The sequence below is a fragment of the Streptomyces sp. NPDC058576 genome (genome assembly GCF_042718715.1).
Classification (GTDB): domain Bacteria; phylum Actinomycetota; class Actinomycetes; order Streptomycetales; family Streptomycetaceae; genus Streptomyces.
Window position 1 is genome coordinate 44528 of record NZ_JBHXPF010000025.1, and the last position, 16163, is coordinate 60690.

Sequence of the window (16163 nt, forward strand, 5' to 3'; positions counted from 1 at the left end):
GCCGTCCGGAGCGGCCTTCCGTGCCGCTCGCCGTGACATGATCACGCCGTGGCTAGCGAGCGGCTTCCTCCCGGCTGGACCCTTGCACGGGTCCGCGATGTCTCCGGAGACCCAGAGGCCGTGGCGCTCGACGCGGATCGCGCGGCAGCCTGGCGGGGCGGCCCAGCGGATGGCGAGCCGCTACGGCCGGAGATCGTCATCGGGTTCCACGGGTTGTGCCTGATGAAGCCGGTCGACAGCGAGGACTGGTACATGGGCAGCCTCAACGATCACGGGACCGTCGACTGCTGGTCCGCCTACGCCGACTTCTACGACGCGTTGAGGGGTTTGTAGCCCCGGGGCGTCGCACCCCGGCCCCGTCGGGCCCGGCAACTCGTCCGCCTCGGGCGCCAATCCGGCCTGCGGCAAGCACGTTATTGACCGATCGTTCTGGATTGGTTTACGGTCTCCGACGTGGCCAGGACCAAGGAATTCGATCCGGATGCCGCGCTGCAGTCGGCCCTTGAGCTGTTCTGGCGGCGCGGCTACGAAGCGACGTCGATCGCCGATCTCGTCGAGCACCTCGGCATCGGTCGCGCCAGCATCTACGCCACCTTCGGCAACAAGCACGAGCTGTACCTCAAGGCCCTGGACCGGTACGCCGAGGCGAGCGATCCGCTTCTCCTCACCACCCTGTCCCAGCCGGGGCCCGCTCTGCCCGCCGTGCGTGCGGTGGTGCGTCGCTTCGCCTCGGAGGCCACCTCCCCCGAAGGGCGGCTGAACGGCTGCCTCATCACCAACACGGCCGCCGAACTCGCCCCGCACGACCCCGCGGCGGCCCGCCGGGTCGAGATCATCTGGGAGCAACTGGAGACCCTGCTGCACTCCGCGCTGGTACGGGCACGGGCCCAGGGCGAGCTGCCCGAGTGCCGCGATCCGCGCGCCCTGGCCCGCATGCTGCTCGTCCTGCTGCAGGGCGTGCGGGTCGTCGGCAAGGCGTCCAGCGACCCCGCCCGGGTGCGGGACGCGGCCGAGCAGGCGCTGACCCTGCTGGACTGAATCACCCTGGCTCCGACTCGTTCACCCCGATTCACCCTGACCACCCCAACGCCTTCTGATGTACCGCTGGAGCGCGTCAACCACGCCGGGGTCACCGGCTAATCGCTCTCGCATGTCCCTATATTGGACCGATCGATCAATTATGACGAGAGCAGAGGCACGGCTGCCGCAGGAGGAAGAAGCCACCCACGTCACCGGTGCGCGGCCCCGGTACGCCTTCGCCCTTCTGCTCACCGTGAGCAGCCATGTCCCCTCACTCAACAAAGCGCAAATTCAGAGGAGTTGCCGAACAATGAACAGCTTCACCGGTAAGACCGTGCTTGTCACCGGCGCAGGCTCCGGTCTCGGGCGCGCCATCGCCCTCGCCTTCGCCGCCGAGAACGCGTCCGTCGTCGCGGCGGGTCGCACCGCCGCCTCCCTGAACGCGACAGTTCGCCTCATCGAGGCAGCCGGCGGCACGGCTGCCGCCATCACCGCCGATGTCACCGACTCCGACCGGATACGGGACCTCGTACGGGAGAGCGTCGCCCTCTTCGGCGGGCTCGACATCGCCGTCAACAACGCGGGGATACTCCGCGGCGCCGGCCCGGTCGCAGAGGTGAGCGAGGAGGACTGGGACGCGGTGCTGCGGACCAACGTCACCGGCGTCTGGCTGGCCATGAAACACGAGATCGCCCACATGAAGGAGAACGGGGGCGGGGTCATCGTCAACATCTCCTCCAACCTCGGCGCGCACCTGCGTATCCCCAACGCCGCCGCGTACATCACGTCGAAGGCAGCGGTCTCCGCGCTGACCCGGGCCGCCGCTCTCGACCACATCCACCAGGGCATTCGCATCAACGCGGTCAGCCCGGGCGCCTCCGCCGCCCCGATGTCGCTCCTGCCCGGCGAGACCGACGCCGAGCGGGCGGAGCGGGTGAAGTCGGAGAACCCGCTCGGCCGGGTCTCGGAAGCCGAGGAGGTGGCGGCCGCAGTGCTCTACCTCGCCTCGCCCTTGGCCGGTTCGGTCGTCGGTAGCGACCTGGTCATCGACAGTGGGGCGTCTGCCTGACCGCCCGCACCCGGTCGCCGGGAGGCGACGCACTGGTGCCGGATCAGCCCCTCCCAGGCCTGTTCGCGCCGCGTCAGGCCCGATCCAGCGGCCTGTGGCCGACAGGCTCCGGCCGGGCGGGGAGCACTGGCTCCTGAGGCCGGACGGATCAGTCGGGTGCGTGATGCCGAGCAGTGCGGTCACCGGGCTCGGTGCGACGGGAGGTTCTGGTTTGCGCAGCGGAGCTGCTGTCCTGCCCGGGCGGTGCGATTCCGGCGGCGATTGCTGTTGATGAGCCATCAGGAGCGCTTCGTCGACACGGTGTCCTTCGTCACCAGTGTGGTGCCGGACCAGCAGAGTCGGTAGAGGTCGACCTCGTCCAGCAGGTCGCGGCCGGAGCGGTAGAACTCGCACGTGGTGCCTGGTGGTCGGGGTGCGGAACGGACGTGGTCGGGCGGGTAGGGGTAAGCACGGGCCGGCAGCAGAGGTGCGAGTTCGGCGCGCGGTCGACCCGTGGTCAGCTCGTCGAACCTGGACGGCGGCAGCGCGCTCGTCGTCAGTTGCCAGGCCAGGTAGAAAGCGGCGGGAACGAAGAAGGCGGCTGCGACGACCGGTGCGGCGATGGCAGCGGCGGACCGGCGGCGGGCCGCGCCCCGTACGTCTTCGAGCCGCCTGGCGGATTCCGGGGTGGTGGCGTCGCGGGTGCCGGTGTCCGCGTACGGAGTCGAGTGTGGAGCGGTACCGGGCCTCGACGCGGACCGGCCGGGGTGCCTCCGGTGCCAGGCCGGCTTCCCGGGGACCGCCGCCTCTGCCGACATCCGTCTCCCGGGCGCCGCCGCTCGTACCGGCATCCGTGTTCCGGCTCCTCGTTGTCGGGGGCGGGCCGTGACCTGGTGCGGGAGGACGGCCGTGACGCGGAACCCGCCTTGGTGCGGGCCGGTCCGCAAGGTTCCACCGAGAACCGTCACCCGCTCCCGAAGCCCCGCCAGCCCTCGCCCGCCGACGCCGGCCACCGGGCCCTCGACCGGGTGCGCCGATCCCTCCCCCGGCGGGGCGTCATTGACGACGCTCACGTGGGTACGGTCGGCCTGGTGGGTTATCCGCAGCCGGATCGCCCCGCCCGGCGCGTGCTTCACGGCGTTGGTGAGGGCCTCCTGCACGATCCGGTACAGCCCGCGCTCAACCAGGGGGGACAGCGTGGGTGCCGCCCCTCGCCGCTCCCACCGGACCGGCACCCCGAAGGCGATCGCTCGGGCGACTAGGTCCCCCACTGTGTCGTTGACAGGCCGACCCGTTCTCGGTTTCGTCCCCGTACCCGGTTCCGTCCCCGTCTCCGTACCCGGTCCCGGTCCCGGTTCCGGTTCCGGTTCCGGTTCCGTCCACGTAACCGGTTCTGTTCCCGTCCTCTCTCCCGCTTCGCCTTCCGCTTCCGCTTCCGGTGGGTCGTGCAGGACGGCTACGGTCTCCCGCAGTTGCTCCACGGCGTCCGCGATCGTCCCGCGCAGCTCGGCCAAGTCGGTGCGGTCGCGGTCGGTGAGGTCGGGGGAGAGTTCCAGGGCCCCCGCGCGCAGGGCGACCAGGCTCAGGGCGTGGCCGAGCGAGTCGTGCATGTCTGACGCGATGTCCGCCCGTTCGGCCAGCCGCGCCCGCTCCGCGACCAGGTGCTGCCGCTCTTCGAGACGGCGGGCCAGCCGCCAGCCCTCCCGTACGAGGTCATGGCGGCCACGCAGGTGCCGCCCGGCCAGCCACGGCAGCAGAAGGGCGGCCGGCAGCACGGCCAGCGCGTAGAACCACCACACGGGCTGCACCCGCAGCACGGCGCAGGTCGCGACATCGACCGCTAGACACCCGACGAGCACCAGGAGCGGGCCCCGGGCCGCGGCGACCCGGGCGCCCAGCAGGCAACTCAGGGCGGCCAGCGACAGGACGTGGGCGTTGGCGGGCGTCGCGGAGTCGGCCAGGCCCAGCGCGCACAGCCCGTTGACGAGGACGACCGCGGTCCCCGGCCGGGGGCGTGACAGCGGCACCGCCACCGCCAGGACAGCCAGCGGGAGGAACAGGTCCACGACCGGTGACGGCGCGCCCGCGTCCCGGAACCCGTAACCGGTCGCTGCGGCGAGCACCCCCCACAGCGCCACATCACTCAGCACGGACCGGGCCGGAGGCCGGGGCCGGGGTATGCGCAAGCGCAGGCGCGTGTGCGTGTGCTTCGTGCACGGGTGCGCGTGCGGGTGCGGGTGCGGCATGGTGCGTTCGACCGTCCTTCCTTCCGATGGATCGCCTGACCGGTCCGGTCGATTCTGCGGGTCGAGCGTCCGGGCCGGCCCGTCGCGTGCTCAGGCGTCCCGGCGGCGGAGGACGTACAGGCCGGCCAGGTGTGCCGCCACCGCCCACGCCACAACGATCAGCATCGCCGGCACCGGCGCGAACGGAATGTCGACGCCGGCGCGCATGAGGTGGTCCCCCGCACCGTGCGGCAGGTAGTCGTTGACGGCGGCGAGATCCGGGCCGCCGACCCCCAGGAGCACGGTCGGCAGACCCCACAGCAGCGTGACGAGAACCGACAGCGCTCCGGCCGGGTGGCGCGTGGCGAAGGCCGTCCCGACAGCCAGCACGGCGACGAGCGCCAGGTAGAGGCCGACGGACAGAGCCTGCCGGATCGTCGTACCGGCGTCGAACGACGCCCGCCCGTCGAACGCGCCCCACGCCGCCGCCGCGCCCACGACCGCGTACACGATCCCGGCGGCGAACGAGACGACGGCCGCCACCAGTGCCTTCGCCGCCTGGACCCGATGCCGCCGGGGCACCCACAGCAGCGAGGCCCGCACACTCCCCGTCGAGTATTCGGAGGTCACCGCGACCGTGGCCAGGATGACGACGGCGAACTGGGTGAGGACGGCGGAGGAAGCTGTCGCGTTCCCGACGGGCTCCACCGGATGAGCGTTGATGCGGGCGATCGACGCGTAGTAGAAGGTGAAGACCCCGGTCATCGCGAGGCCGGCCAGGAGACACAGACCGGGGGCTCGGACGGACCACAGCTTGGTCCACTCGCAGGAGACGGCTCCCGCGAAGCCACCGGGTGTACCTCGGCCGGGGGCACCGCGCACCTCTCGGGGCGGGTCCGTCCGGCGGCCGGGTGTCGTCGTCGTGGTCACCGTGCTTCTCCTTCGTGCGGCACCACGTTCGCGTCGGTGGCCAGGGCCGCGTCGCTCGCGCCGGTCACCACCGTCGTCGCGGTCGCTTCGGGGGTGGCGGTCGCCTCGGTCGCTTTCCTTGCGCTGCCGCTGCCGCTGCCGCCGGTCGCGTACTCGACACTGCGCGCGGTCAGGTCCATGTACGCCTCCTCCAGCGAGACCCGGACGTCACTCAGCCGGTGCAGCCGGACCCCGCAGTGGTGGGCCAGATCGCCGATCTCGGCGGCGGTACGGCCCTCGACGGTGAGTTCGCCGGCCACGGTCGTCCCGACGCTCACACCGTCGGCCGCCATCAGGCGACGGACCAGCGTCGCCCGTTCCCCGGGGTCGGGCACCAGAGCGCGCGCCGACGCGGGAGAGGCGGCGGCGAGGAACTCCGCCATGGAGGTGTCGCTCAGCAGCCGGCCCCGCCCGATGACGACGAGGTGGTCGGCCGTCAGCTGCATCTCGCTCATCAGGTGGCTGGAGAGGAACACGGTGCGTCCCTCCGCCGCCCGGTCACGGACGAGCCGGCGGATCCAGCGCACACCGTCCGGGTCGAGCCCGTTGACCGGCTCGTCCAGGACGAGCACCGGAGGGTCGCCGAGCAGCGCGCCCGCCACCCCTAGGCGCCCGCTCATGCCGAGCGAGTACGTGCCCGCCGGCCGGCGGGCCGCCTTGGTCAGGCCCACCGTCTCCAGCACCTCGTCCACACGGCGTACGGGGATGCCGTTGGCGCGGGCCTGGGCCACGAGGTGCGTACGGCCGGAGCGGGCCGGATGGACCGCCCGGGCGTCGAGCATCGCGCCGACCGCGCACAGCGGCCGCCGCAGGCTCGCGTACGGCCGGCCGGCGATCAGGGCGCTCCCGCGGGTGGGGTGGTCCAGGCCCAGGATCATGCGCATCGTGGTGGACTTCCCGGCCCCGTTGGGGCCGAGGAAGCCGGTGACGCGGCCGGCCTTGATGTCGCAGGTCAGCCCGTCCACGGCGAGGGTGTCGCCATAGCGTTTCGTCAGTCCTCGGAGGGTGATCACGGAGGTCCTTCGCTGGTCGGTCGTGGAACGCGGAGCACGGAACGCGGAAAGCGGAAAGCGCGGAGTCGAACGCGTAAGGCCCGGAGATCCGGGGCCCGTTGTGCCGACGGCCCGATGGCCTCGTGGCCTGGCGCGCACCCGCCGATGCCGGTCCGGCGCGTTTCCCTTACGGAAGCGACGCTAGGAGTCCGCGGAGGCCAGGCCCATCGGGCGAACGGCAGGGGTGTCCTGCCGTTCGTCGGGGGTGCGGTCCACCCCCGGGAGGATCTGCGGGGCTTTCCGTTCGCGCGGTGACGCGTCGGCCGTAGGCTCGCCGCGTGGAGGGATGGAGAAGATGACGCCGAGCAGCCGACCGGTCCGGGTCCTGGTGGCCGACGACGAGGCGATGGTCCGGGCGGGCGTACGGGCGATCCTCGCCAGGGACCCGCAGATCGAGGTGGTCGCCGAGGCGGGAGACGGGCGCGAGGCCATCGCCCTCACCCGTCAACACCGGCCGGACGTCGTGCTGCTGGACATTCACATGCCCGGCCTGGACGGTCTGTCGGCGGTGGCGCTGTTTCACCGGGACCTGCGGCCGGTCGGGGTGATCATGCTGACGACCTTCGGTCAGGACGAGTACGTCACCCGCGCCCTGGAGGAAGGCGCCGACGGTTTCCTGCTGAAGGCGGACGACCCGAGGGAACTGCTCAACGGGGTCCGGGCCGTGGGAGCCGGGGGTGCCTACCTGTCCCCGCGGGTCGCCGGCCGGGTCATCGCCGGACTGCGCGCGCACCGGGCGGCACATCCCCACCGAGCGCTGGAGCGGCTGACGGAACGGGAGCACGAGGTGCTGGCGGGCATCGGGGCGGGGCTGTCCAACGCGGAGATCGCGAGCCGCCTGCACCTGGTCGAGGGCACGGTGAAGGCGCATGTCAGCTCGGTGCTGGGGAAGTTGGGGGTACGCAACCGGGTGGAGGCGGCCATCGCCGCGCATGAGGCCGGGCTGGTCCCACCGGGCCGGGCCTGAACCGGGCCACCACCAGGACGATCCCGACCCGGGCCACCAACGGGACGGTCCCGAGCCGGGCTGCCACCGGGCCGGTCCTGACCCAGGTCACCACCGGGCCGGTCCCGATCCGGGCCACCACCGGGACGGTCCTGAACCGGGCCACCACCGGGACGGTCCCGATCCGGGCCGGTCCCGGCCCGGGCCGGTCTCGACCCGGGCCGGTCCCGACCCGGGCCGGTCCCGACCCGGGCCGGCCCTCACCGGGCCACCTCCGGGCCGCCCTGACCCGGGCTACCACCGGGACGGTCCTGGCCCGGATCAGGGCCGGCCGGCCCGTTTCCCGCGGTGGCGTCGGCTAACCGTGCATCGCGCTGCTGTAGGCGTACAGGGCGATCACGCCGGCGACGCAGACGAGGATCACCCACGAGCTCAATCCGGTGTGTCTCCCCTTGTCCCTTCGCTGCCTGCCTCTTGGCTGCCTGTCTCTTGGCTGCTCGCTTCCTCGCTGCTTGCCTCTTCGCTTCGCGGCCTTCACCGGCCGGTCGGCCCGCCCGGACGCCGCGCCGCCCGGCGTGACCCGCACCGCGTCGGCCGCCGCATCGGCCAGCAGGCGACGGCAGGCGGCGGCGAGCACGTCCGTACCGGCGGAGAGGGGCACCACGGCCTCCGAACGCGCCGGGGCGGTGGTGCCGCCGTCCAGGATGCGGCCGGCGCGTACGAGGATCTCGTCCCGGCCGCCCGCCGGAGCGAGGCTGATCCACCGCTGTACGTGCTCACCCCGGATGACCACCCCGCCGGACCGCTCCCGGTACACGGTGTGTTCCCGCCACAACTTCGCCGCCAACTCCCGTGCGGTCTCTCTCAGTTGCGCGACCACCAGCCAGCCCCCCACTTCGTAGCCAAATCGAACAAGCATCGCACTCTACTGGCGTGCGCAGATCCCGTGCCCGCAGCCCACCCAGCACCAGCCGCCGGTACGGCCTCCGTTGGGCCGAACCGGGTGCGCGATCCTGGCGTGTACGCGTCGGAATTCGGGATGTGACACAGTGCCGGTCAAGGACGGAAACCCGTCGGGAAGCCGCTCACGCGCATCCAGCCCGGTGTCGGCCCTTCCCCCCACCCATCGAACGTTCGAAGCTGTCGTGTTCGGGCAGCTTTCGTAAGCCAGTGAGGTAGTAGTAGTGCACAAGCGACGAATCGTGTTCGCGGCCGCCGTAGTCACCATGGGTCTCGCCCTTTCGGCCTGCAACGACGACGACGGTGCGCCGGCGGCGCAGGATTCACCGAAGGCGTCGGCCCCGGCCGAGCCGAGCAGCGAGAGCCCGGCCGCCGACAGCGGCGACGACGGTGCCGCCCCGGCCGAGGGTGATGTCACCGCCCCGGGCACGAAGCTCAAGGTCGGCGAGCGGGCCGTTCTCCCGTTCGAGTACACGAGCGACAAAAAGGGCACCATAGCCGTGACCGTCACGGCGATCGAGAAGGGCGCCGAGGCCGATATGGCTCCCTTCGGTGACGATGCGAAGGGAATGACGCCCTACTTCATCAAGATGAAGGTGGAGAACGTCGGCGGCACCGACCTGTCGTACGCGTCGCTGAGCCTGAGGGGTGCGCTGGAAGGCGGCGCGGGCACGGGCGTCGTGCTGGTCGGCGACATCCCGGGCAAGTGCGAAGCGGACGACGCGCCCGGCGAGTTCGCCACCAAGGGCGCGTCGTACGAGACCTGCTCGCTCAGCGCGACGAAGACCGCACCCGTCACGGCCGTCGAGTTCGACGAGGGCGACGCGTACAGCGACAGTCCGGTCGTCTGGACGAACTGACCCCGTCCGGTCGAGCTCGCCCGGTTCGGTCGAGCTGACGCCGCACGGACGGGCTGACCGAGTCCGGCCGAGCTGACACCGTCCGGACGGAGTGACCGAGTCTGGTCGAACTGACTCCGTCCGGACGAGTTGGCGCCCTGCGTTCGCCGTTGTGGGCCGGTCCCGCTCACCGCACGGGGAAGCCGAAGGTATAGCCCTGCTCCTCCAGCCAGGGCAGGACCTCGCGCAGGGCGGCCACCGTCTCGGAGCGTTCGCCGCCCGCGTCGTGGAAGAGGACGGTCGGGCCGCCCGAGATCTCGCGCTTGACGGTGGCGACCATGGTGTCCGCACCGGGGTGCTCGAAGTCCTTGGTGTCGACGTTCCAGCCGAGCGGCCGCATCCCGTGGGAGGCGGCGAGTTGCCGGCTGTAGGGGGTGAAGGCACCGCCCGGGGCCCGGTAGTACTGCGAACGGACCCCGCCGGACGCCTTGGTGATCATGCGCTCGGCGTTCAGGATCTGCTGGGACTGGTAGGCCTCGGACTTGGTGTCCATGGCGGTGTCGTGCGAGACGGTGTGGTTGCACAGCCGGTGGCCGTCCGCCACGACCGCCTTGACCAGGTCCGGGTACGCCCGGGCCTGGGTGCCCACCATGCAGAACGTGGCCTTCACCCCGCGCTCCTTCAGCAGGCGCAGGACCTGCGGCGTCCAGTCCGGGTCGGGTCCGTCGTCGATGGTGATGTTGACGCCCCGGGCCCCGCGGTCCGAGGCGTGCGCGATGTCTGCCGCCACCTCGGCCACCGGCCGGTCCCGGGCGTCCGGCGACGAGACACGCCCTTGCGGCTGCCCTCCTGTGGTGTCGGCCTGCGCGGTCCACACCGAGGCGGCGGCGGCCATCGCCGTCACGCCGAGGGCCGCCGCGAGGAGCCGGCTGTGCCATGCCCGTCCCTTGTGCTTCGCCATGTCCGCCCGCCCCTTTTGCCGCCGTCTCCACCGATGCCCTGCGCCCATCCAGACACCCGCGGGCCCGGGCAGGATCCCTCCGTTACGGACCACGGACACTTCTGCAGGGAGTCGGCGACAAACGGGGGGAGCACCGTCAGCCTCGGGAGCTGGGGGCGGGGAGCGTGAACGTCGGTTTTCCTGCCGGGAGTCGGGTCGTGTACGCGCTCCGATACGTGTCCAGGTACGGTGCGCGCTCGCCTGCCGTGGGCGCGTCGTCGGACGGGTCGTCCAACGAGAGGTCGAGCCGTGCGTCCTTGATCCGTACGGTCTGCTTCGACGGGGTGTCGAGCCAGTCGCCGGTCCCGATCGTGCCGATCTCCACGGCCAGTGTGTGGCCGGCCTCCAGCGTCCAGTCGGCGGACTTGAGGTCGAGGGCCAGGCGGTCCGCGTCCAGGCGGGAGACCTGCTCGTCGAACATGACGGCCTTGCCGTCCTCAGCGACGTCGTACAGCTTGACCATCACGTTCCCCTCCCCCTCGGCGGTCATCGAGATCCGCGGGGTGCCGGTGACGCGGGTGGGCCGGTCCAGGGGGCGGGAGCGTATGACATAGCTGTTGGCGGGCTCCGAGGTCCGTTGCGAGGTCTTCTCGTACGTCTCGCCGGGCGTCCCGCCAGGCTTCTTCCCGAGCGCCTTGCCGGACGTCTCGCCAGGCTTCTTCGCGGGCGTATTGGCGGGCGTCCCGCCCGTGGAGGGGGCCTCGCCGTCGTCCACGTAGACGCCGTCGCCGAGGGGCACGGTCACCGCGCGGTCCGCCTCCGGCCAGGTCTTCTGGGCGCGCCAGGCGCCGGTGGAGTCCTGGATGGCGTAGGGCGGGTGGGCGGCCGTCGGCTTCTCGCCCTCGAGATACTGGTCGTAGAAGGACATCGTCTCCTCGAACCAGCCCGCACGCCCCATGGCCAGGCGCCCCTTCTCGTCCTTCTCGTTGCCCCTCACGTGGTCCCACGGGCCGAGCCAACCGCGCTGCGGGCCCTGGTGGTTGGCCAGGAACTCCCGCATCCCCTCGGGCTTGGTGCTGGACTCGATGAAGCCCTGGGTGAAGAACAGCGGGGTGTCGGTGCCCTCGGCCTTCTCCGCCTGGTCGCGTTCGGTCCAGTACGGGTTGGCCGGGTCGGCGATGCGGTAGCCGTCCGAGTTCAGCGGGAAGCACTCCGGGTGCTTCTCCTCCCAGCGGGCGTTGGCCCGGTAGCGGGCGTCGTCGTCCTTCATCCCGGGCATCGCGGCGATGGAGTTGTACGTACTGGCGGTGGCGACGGTGTTCGGGCGGGGCACACCGTTGGAGTGGATGAGCCGGTACGCGTCCCACACCGGTTCCTGCGCGACGACGGCCTTCAGCGCGTCCTGGTCGAGGTTGTTGCCGATGAGCCCGGTGAGCGCGTCGAAGGACTTGCCGTACATCCCCACCGCGCCCGTGGACCACGGGCGGTCCGCGGTCCAGTCGATCGCGGCCTTGATGTCGGCCCGGTCGCCGGGGCCGCCGAAGTCCAGGCAGCCGGTGGAGCCGCCGAAGCCGCGCGTGTCCACCATCACGAACGCGTAGCCCTCCTTGAACAGGTCGGCGCCCTCCATGAAGTCCTGGAAGCGGGCCGAGGGGCCGGAGCGCTCGTGGTCCTCGGGAACGATCTCCCCGGCGTGCCCGAAGTACGCGCCCGCCGACAGGATCACCGGCACCTTCTCGCCCTTGGCCAGGCCCTCCGGCAGCAGGACGTCGGCATGCAGCTCCGTGCCGGAGCCGTCGGAGGACGGGAAGTAGTGCTGGGTCCAGACCGCGCCCTCGGGGACGCGGTCGTTCTCCTCGTGCGTGACGCCGTCCGTCGCGGTTGCGGTCCTCGTTGCGGTCGTGGCCGCGGTCCCGGCTTCCGGCGGGGCCGCGACGGCGGGGGCGACGAGCGTGCCGGTCAGGGCGATGGCGGTGATGAGACCGATGGTGGCCAGGCCGGCCGCCCGGTGCGTCCGGGGCGTTCGGTGGATCGGTCGGTGGGTGGACGCGTGGGGCGACACGTGGGTCGGTCGGTGGGCGGTTCGGTGGGTCGGTCGGTGGGGTTTCAACTGTTCCTCCCTGGTGGTGCGGTGTCGGGGCTGTGCTGTGCTGCGCTGAGCTGGTCCTGGCCGGGGCGGAGGCCCGGGTCACCGGTCGGCCGGGGCCGCCGCCTTGAGCCGCTTCGCCGAACTCCGGCCCGCCCAGAGGACGACCAGAAGAGCGACGGCGAGCAGGGGGTAGCCCATGGCGAGCTTCGCGAAGGCCAGCCAGCCGGTCCGGTCCTCGTCGTACAGCCACTGCTGGACGACGAACCGGGCGGCGAAGACGGCGGTCAGGGTGAGCGTGGCGATGTCGTAGGCGCGCCGCGACGGCTTGTCCCGCAGCCAGGCGGTCCCGGTGCCGTTGAGCGCGCCCCAGACGACTCCGGCCAGCGGCCGGCGGACGACGACCGAGAGCAGGAACAACGCGCAGAGCGCGAGGTTGGACCAGATGCCCAGCAGGAAGTAGCCCTTGGCCGACCCCGTCTTCCAGGCGACGAACGCGGCGACCGCGACGCCGAACAGGCCGGACAGGGCGGGCTGGAGGGGCTCCTTGCGGACCAGGCGGAGCACGGTGATCGCCAGACCGGCGCCGAGGGCGGTGACGATGGCTCCCGTCAGTCCGAGGGCGGCGTTGGCGAGGACGAAGGCCGTGACGGGCAGCATCGTGTAGACCAGGCCGGCCGGGCCGCCCAGCTGCTCCAGCGCGGTCTGCTGCTTCGCGTGCTTCCCCGGCGTGCCGCCCGGTTCCTGTGCTCCGCCCCCGGTGCGGGAGGGGTGTACGGATGCCGTCATGGTGCGAGATCAACTCCCCGGTTGTCGCCCGGCGGTGGGGCATGCCCACCGCTCCGGCGGTCTCCGTGATCGTGTGCGTAACTCCAACCTGCCCGGGTGCGGCGGCCCGGCGGGATGCCGACTGTCATGGATCGGCATGACGGATGTCATGGTCACAGCCATGCCGCCGCCCGACGCCGCGCGCTCAGCACGGAGCGCCCGGAGTATTCGCATGCCCGTTCGCCTCGGCTGCGGCATGCTGTCCCGGTGTACGAGAGCCATATGACCTTGCTGTGCGAGGGCGACGAGCTGCGCAGGCTGGAGCGCTGGGCCGCCCTCCGCCCCGACGTGAAGTTCACGCACATCGAGCTGGCGCGAGGCCGGACCGCTTCCCAGCCGATGCTGACGCTGCGCGGGAGCCGGCCGTCCTACGACGACGAGCTCGCCGCCGTCCGCGAGGCCGGGGCGGCCCTGGCCGGGGACGGGTTCGCCGTGGCGCGCGTGAAGGTCGAGTGCGCGCCATGGGCGGTGGAGGTGCCGCGCGACGAGGCCGACGTGCCGGACGCCGGACACCCGCACGGCGGGCGGCACTTCGAGCATCACGTGAAGCTGCTGCTCGAACCGGCGGGCGACGGCCGGGAAGCCCTCGCCGCCCTGGCCGTGCGGCACGGGGCGCATGTCTCGTGGAATGCGCGCCGTCGACGGGCGGACGGCCGGGAGGAGCGTTTCGTCACCCAGCGCTGCCACCGGGCCGGCGACCGGCGTGCGGCGCTGATGCTGGACGCGCTCCTCGCGGAGCTGACGGCGTACGAAGTGATCGACGTGGAGCGGGAGTACGTGCTCCTGGACAGCGGTCCGGAGCTGGACGAAGGATGGTTGGAAGCAGCATGAGCAGCGAACAGCGCCCGCCCTTTCCCACGGTGGTCCCGGCCGCCGAGCCCGTGCACGCCGACGCGGGGCTGGGCGCGCGGCGGCCCTTCCGGGACGCCGTGCCCGGGACGATGCTGCGGGTGCTGGACGACGACGCCGTACAGCACACCGTCTTCGACCCGGCGCTCAAGCAGTACCCGAACGCCTTCCGCACCGCCGACCCGGTCTTCCCCTCCCCCGGGGCGACCCGGGCCTGGCAGGCCGCGCGGGCCTTGGCGCTCGCCGCCGTACGTGACGGAGTCGCGGCGTCGCCGTGGGCCGAGGCGTTGGTGGTACGGGGCAGCGCGCTGATGGCCCTGTGGTTCGGCGAGCAGGCACGCGAGCCCGGCGATCTCGACTTCGTGGTCGCTCCCGCGTCGTGGCGGATGGAGGAGGAACGGACCTCGGCGCTGCTGGCCGGAGTCGCGGCGGCGGCCGAGGCACGGGCCGCGGAAGGCGCCGACGGGGTGCGGATCCGCGCCGCCGGGGCCGTGTGCGAGGACATCTGGACGTACGAGAGGGTGCCGGGCCGTCGCATGATGCTGCCCTGGGAGGCGCCCGGCACCCCGGGCGGCTGGGTGCAGCTGGACTTCGTGTTCGGCGAGCAGCTGCCCGATCCGCCGGAGCGGATCCTCCTGTCGTCCGGCGAGGTCCTGTACGGGGCCACTCCGGCGCTGTCCCTGGCCTGGAAGGTGCTGTGGCTGATCAGCGACATGTACACGCAGGGCAAGGACCTCTACGACGCGACCCTGCTCGCGGAGCGGCACCCCCTCCCGGACGCCCTGCTCCAGGAAGTGTTCCGGCTGAGCGGGGGGTGGCCGGAGACCGGGCGGGAGCGGGTGGTGCGCGAGGATCTGGACGCGGCGCTCGGGTACGTCGAATGGCATCACTTCGTCGGTGAGTATCCGCAGTTCGCCGACCGCGAGGCGGAGTTCGCCGACCGGCTGCGGGCGGCGCTGGCTCCCACGTTCGCCGGGGCCACCGACGCCTCCGGCTCCACCGACGCATCCGGCTCCGGCTCCGGCTCCGGCTCCGGTCAATGACCCGGACGGTGGGGCGTCGGATCCGGTGATCAGGCCGGTCCTGGGCACCGGAGGCTGACTCCGTTCTTTGCCTACTCTTTACCCGCATCGGATCCGCTGCCGGGATGGCCACGCGGCGCGAGCGCGTTGGGGCCGGGTGGACCACCCCCACAACGGACAGGAACCCGACGTGACAGACGTGACAGACGTGACGGCCCCGGCAGCCCCGGCAGGCGTGCGGGAGGCGGCGGACGCGAGCGCCGCCGCCCGCGCGGCGGCCACCCTCTCCCGCCCGTTCTCGGTTCGCGGGCTCACCGTCCGGAACCGGATCGCGATGGCGCCCATGACCCGGCAGTTCTCCCCGGACGGCGTTCCGGGGCAGGACGTGGCGGACTACTACACCCGCCGGGCCGCCGGTGACGTCGGGCTGATCATCACCGAGGGCACCTACGTCGACCACGCGTCCGCGGGGACGAGCGACCGGGTCCCGCGCTTCCACGGCGAGGCCGCGCTCGCGGGCTGGCGAGACGTCGCGGACTCCGTGCACCGGGCGGGCGGCGCGATCATCCCGCAGCTGTGGCACGTGGGCGTCACCCGCACCGAAGGCGCCGGGCCCGTCCCGGACGCCGAGCCGGTCGGTCCCTCGGGCCTGTCCCTGAGCGGCGAGCCCAAGGGGCGCGCCATGACGCAGCAGGACCTCGACGACGTCATCGCCGCCTTCGCCGACGCGGCGGCCGCCGCCGAGCGCCTCGGCTTCGACGGCGTCGAACTGCACGGCGCCCACGGCTACTTGATCGACCAGTTCCTGTGGTCCGGCAGCAACCGGCGTACCGACGCCTACGGTGGCGGCCTGGTCGCCCGGACCCGTTTCGCCGCCGAGATCGTGGCCGCCTGCCGCGCCGCCGTCTCCGACGCCTTCCCCCTCTTCTTCCGCATGTCCCAGTGGAAGTCGGACAACTACGAGGCGAAGCTCGCCCGGACCCCCGAGGAACTGGACGCCCTGCTCACGCCGCTGGCCGAGGCCGGTGTCGACGTCTTCCACGCGTCCACCCGCCGCTACTGGCTGCCGGAGTTCGAGGACTCCGACCTGAACCTGGCCGGGTGGGTGAAGAAGATCAGCGGGCGGCCGACCCTCACCGTCGGCTCGGTCGGCCTGGACGGTGACTTCTTCAGCGCCTTCCAGGGCGACGACTCCCGGGTCACCGGCATCGAGCAGCTGGTGGACCGGATGGAGCGCGACGAGTTCGACATGGTGGCCGTCGGCCGGGCGCTGATCGCCGACCCCGAGTGGGCGGCGAAGTCGCTGCGCGGGCGCACCGAGGACATCATCCCGTTCTCCGCGGAGATGCTGACGACCCTGCGCTGACCCCAGGGAGGAG

The 16163-nt window shown here is 72.2% G+C and carries 15 protein-coding genes; 8 read left to right on the forward strand and 7 right to left on the reverse strand.

Annotated features, from left to right (window positions below):
• Positions 1 to 120: 120 nt before the first annotated feature.
• From ACFWRV_RS19130 to ACFWRV_RS19140, 3 genes are all read left to right on the forward strand, one after another.
• The gene (locus ACFWRV_RS19130; protein WP_384335998.1) at positions 121 to 333 is read left to right on the forward strand and encodes a hypothetical protein; all 213 of its coding nucleotides are present in this window, start codon (positions 121 to 123) and stop codon (positions 331 to 333) included.
• 120 nt (positions 334 to 453) lie between these two features.
• Positions 454 to 1038 carry a TetR/AcrR family transcriptional regulator gene (locus ACFWRV_RS19135; RefSeq protein WP_384336000.1) on the forward strand — a complete coding sequence of 195 codons (585 nt, stop codon included), beginning with the start codon at positions 454 to 456 and terminating at the stop codon, positions 1036 to 1038.
• A 292-nt stretch (positions 1039 to 1330) separates the two neighbouring features.
• Positions 1331 to 2089 (forward strand): SDR family NAD(P)-dependent oxidoreductase, encoded by a 759-nt coding sequence (locus ACFWRV_RS19140; RefSeq protein WP_384336002.1) that lies wholly within the window; start codon positions 1331 to 1333, stop codon positions 2087 to 2089.
• 278 nt (positions 2090 to 2367) lie between these two features.
• Here the strand turns inward: ACFWRV_RS19140 and ACFWRV_RS19145 are convergent, their stop codons facing one another.
• From ACFWRV_RS19145 to ACFWRV_RS19155, 3 genes are all read right to left on the reverse strand, one after another.
• Positions 2368 to 4218 carry a sensor histidine kinase gene (locus tag ACFWRV_RS19145; RefSeq protein ID WP_384336004.1) on the reverse strand — a complete coding sequence of 617 codons (1851 nt, stop codon included), beginning with the start codon at positions 4216 to 4218 and terminating at the stop codon, positions 2368 to 2370.
• Between the two features lie 186 nt (positions 4219 to 4404).
• Entirely contained in the window at positions 4405 to 5223 is an 819-nt protein-coding gene (locus ACFWRV_RS19150) for an ABC transporter permease (protein WP_384336005.1), read from the reverse strand.
• Complete coding sequence (locus ACFWRV_RS19155; protein ID WP_384336007.1) at positions 5220 to 6275, reverse strand: ATP-binding cassette domain-containing protein; 1056 nt, start codon at positions 6273 to 6275, stop codon at positions 5220 to 5222. Before ACFWRV_RS19155 ends, ACFWRV_RS19150 begins: the two co-directional genes overlap by 4 nt.
• A 325-nt stretch (positions 6276 to 6600) precedes the next feature.
• Here ACFWRV_RS19155 and ACFWRV_RS19160 point away from each other — a divergent pair, with 325 nt between their 5' ends.
• Positions 6601 to 7281, forward strand: coding sequence for a response regulator (locus tag ACFWRV_RS19160; protein ID WP_384336009.1), 681 nt, complete (start codon positions 6601 to 6603; stop codon positions 7279 to 7281).
• A gap of 337 nt (positions 7282 to 7618) precedes the next feature.
• Here ACFWRV_RS19160 and ACFWRV_RS19165 read toward each other — a convergent pair whose 3' ends face one another.
• Complete coding sequence (locus ACFWRV_RS19165; RefSeq protein ID WP_384336011.1) at positions 7619 to 8179, reverse strand: hypothetical protein; 561 nt, start codon at positions 8177 to 8179, stop codon at positions 7619 to 7621.
• A gap of 265 nt (positions 8180 to 8444) precedes the next feature.
• Between ACFWRV_RS19165 and ACFWRV_RS19170 the strand changes: the two genes are divergently transcribed.
• Positions 8445 to 9080: a hypothetical protein gene (locus ACFWRV_RS19170; protein WP_384336013.1), complete on the forward strand. Its 636-nt coding sequence runs from the start codon at positions 8445 to 8447 to the stop codon at positions 9078 to 9080.
• Positions 9081 to 9246: 166 nt separating this feature from the next.
• Here the strand turns inward: ACFWRV_RS19170 and ACFWRV_RS19175 are convergent, their stop codons facing one another.
• The 3 genes from ACFWRV_RS19175 to ACFWRV_RS19185 form a co-directional block, all read right to left on the reverse strand.
• On the reverse strand, positions 9247 to 10020 hold the full coding sequence (locus ACFWRV_RS19175; protein WP_384336015.1) for a polysaccharide deacetylase family protein: 774 nt from the start codon (positions 10018 to 10020) through the stop codon (positions 9247 to 9249).
• A gap of 136 nt (positions 10021 to 10156) precedes the next feature.
• The gene (locus ACFWRV_RS19180; protein ID WP_384336017.1) at positions 10157 to 12061 is read right to left on the reverse strand and encodes a CocE/NonD family hydrolase; all 1905 of its coding nucleotides are present in this window, start codon (positions 12059 to 12061) and stop codon (positions 10157 to 10159) included.
• 126 nt (positions 12062 to 12187) lie between these two features.
• The gene (locus ACFWRV_RS19185) at positions 12188 to 12874 is read right to left on the reverse strand and encodes a DUF3159 domain-containing protein (RefSeq protein ID WP_384336019.1); all 687 of its coding nucleotides are present in this window, start codon (positions 12872 to 12874) and stop codon (positions 12188 to 12190) included.
• 261 nt (positions 12875 to 13135) lie between these two features.
• Here ACFWRV_RS19185 and ACFWRV_RS19190 point away from each other — a divergent pair, with 261 nt between their 5' ends.
• The 3 genes from ACFWRV_RS19190 to ACFWRV_RS19200 all read left to right on the forward strand — a co-directional run bounded on the left by ACFWRV_RS19190 (position 13136) and on the right by ACFWRV_RS19200 (position 16150).
• Positions 13136 to 13744: a hypothetical protein gene (locus ACFWRV_RS19190; protein ID WP_384336021.1), complete on the forward strand. Its 609-nt coding sequence runs from the start codon at positions 13136 to 13138 to the stop codon at positions 13742 to 13744.
• Positions 13741 to 14805: a nucleotidyl transferase AbiEii/AbiGii toxin family protein gene (locus ACFWRV_RS19195; protein ID WP_384336023.1), complete on the forward strand. Its 1065-nt coding sequence runs from the start codon at positions 13741 to 13743 to the stop codon at positions 14803 to 14805. The genes ACFWRV_RS19190 and ACFWRV_RS19195 overlap by 4 nt, the downstream gene beginning before the upstream one ends.
• Before the next feature lie 187 nt (positions 14806 to 14992).
• Complete coding sequence (locus ACFWRV_RS19200) at positions 14993 to 16150, forward strand: NADH:flavin oxidoreductase (RefSeq protein ID WP_384336099.1); 1158 nt, start codon at positions 14993 to 14995, stop codon at positions 16148 to 16150.
• Positions 16151 to 16163 lie beyond the last annotated feature (13 nt).

Bases quoted from the DNA above. Each gene is read 5' to 3' on its own strand.
- ACFWRV_RS19140 (WP_384336002.1), top strand. From the start codon at position 1,331: ATGAACAGCTTCACCGGTAAGACCGTGCTTGTCACCGGCGCAGGCTCC.
- ACFWRV_RS19160 (WP_384336009.1), top strand. From the start codon at position 6,601: ATGGAGAAGATGACGCCGAGCAGCCGACCGGTCCGGGTCCTGGTGGCC.
- ACFWRV_RS19165 (WP_384336011.1), bottom strand. From the start codon at position 8,179: ATGCTTGTTCGATTTGGCTACGAAGTGGGGGGCTGGCTGGTGGTCGCG.
- ACFWRV_RS19175 (WP_384336015.1), bottom strand. From the start codon at position 10,020: ATGGCGAAGCACAAGGGACGGGCATGGCACAGCCGGCTCCTCGCGGCG.
- ACFWRV_RS19185 (WP_384336019.1), bottom strand. From the start codon at position 12,874: ATGACGGCATCCGTACACCCCTCCCGCACCGGGGGCGGAGCACAGGAA.
- ACFWRV_RS19190 (WP_384336021.1), top strand. From the start codon at position 13,136: ATGACCTTGCTGTGCGAGGGCGACGAGCTGCGCAGGCTGGAGCGCTGG.
- ACFWRV_RS19195 (WP_384336023.1), top strand. From the start codon at position 13,741: ATGAGCAGCGAACAGCGCCCGCCCTTTCCCACGGTGGTCCCGGCCGCC.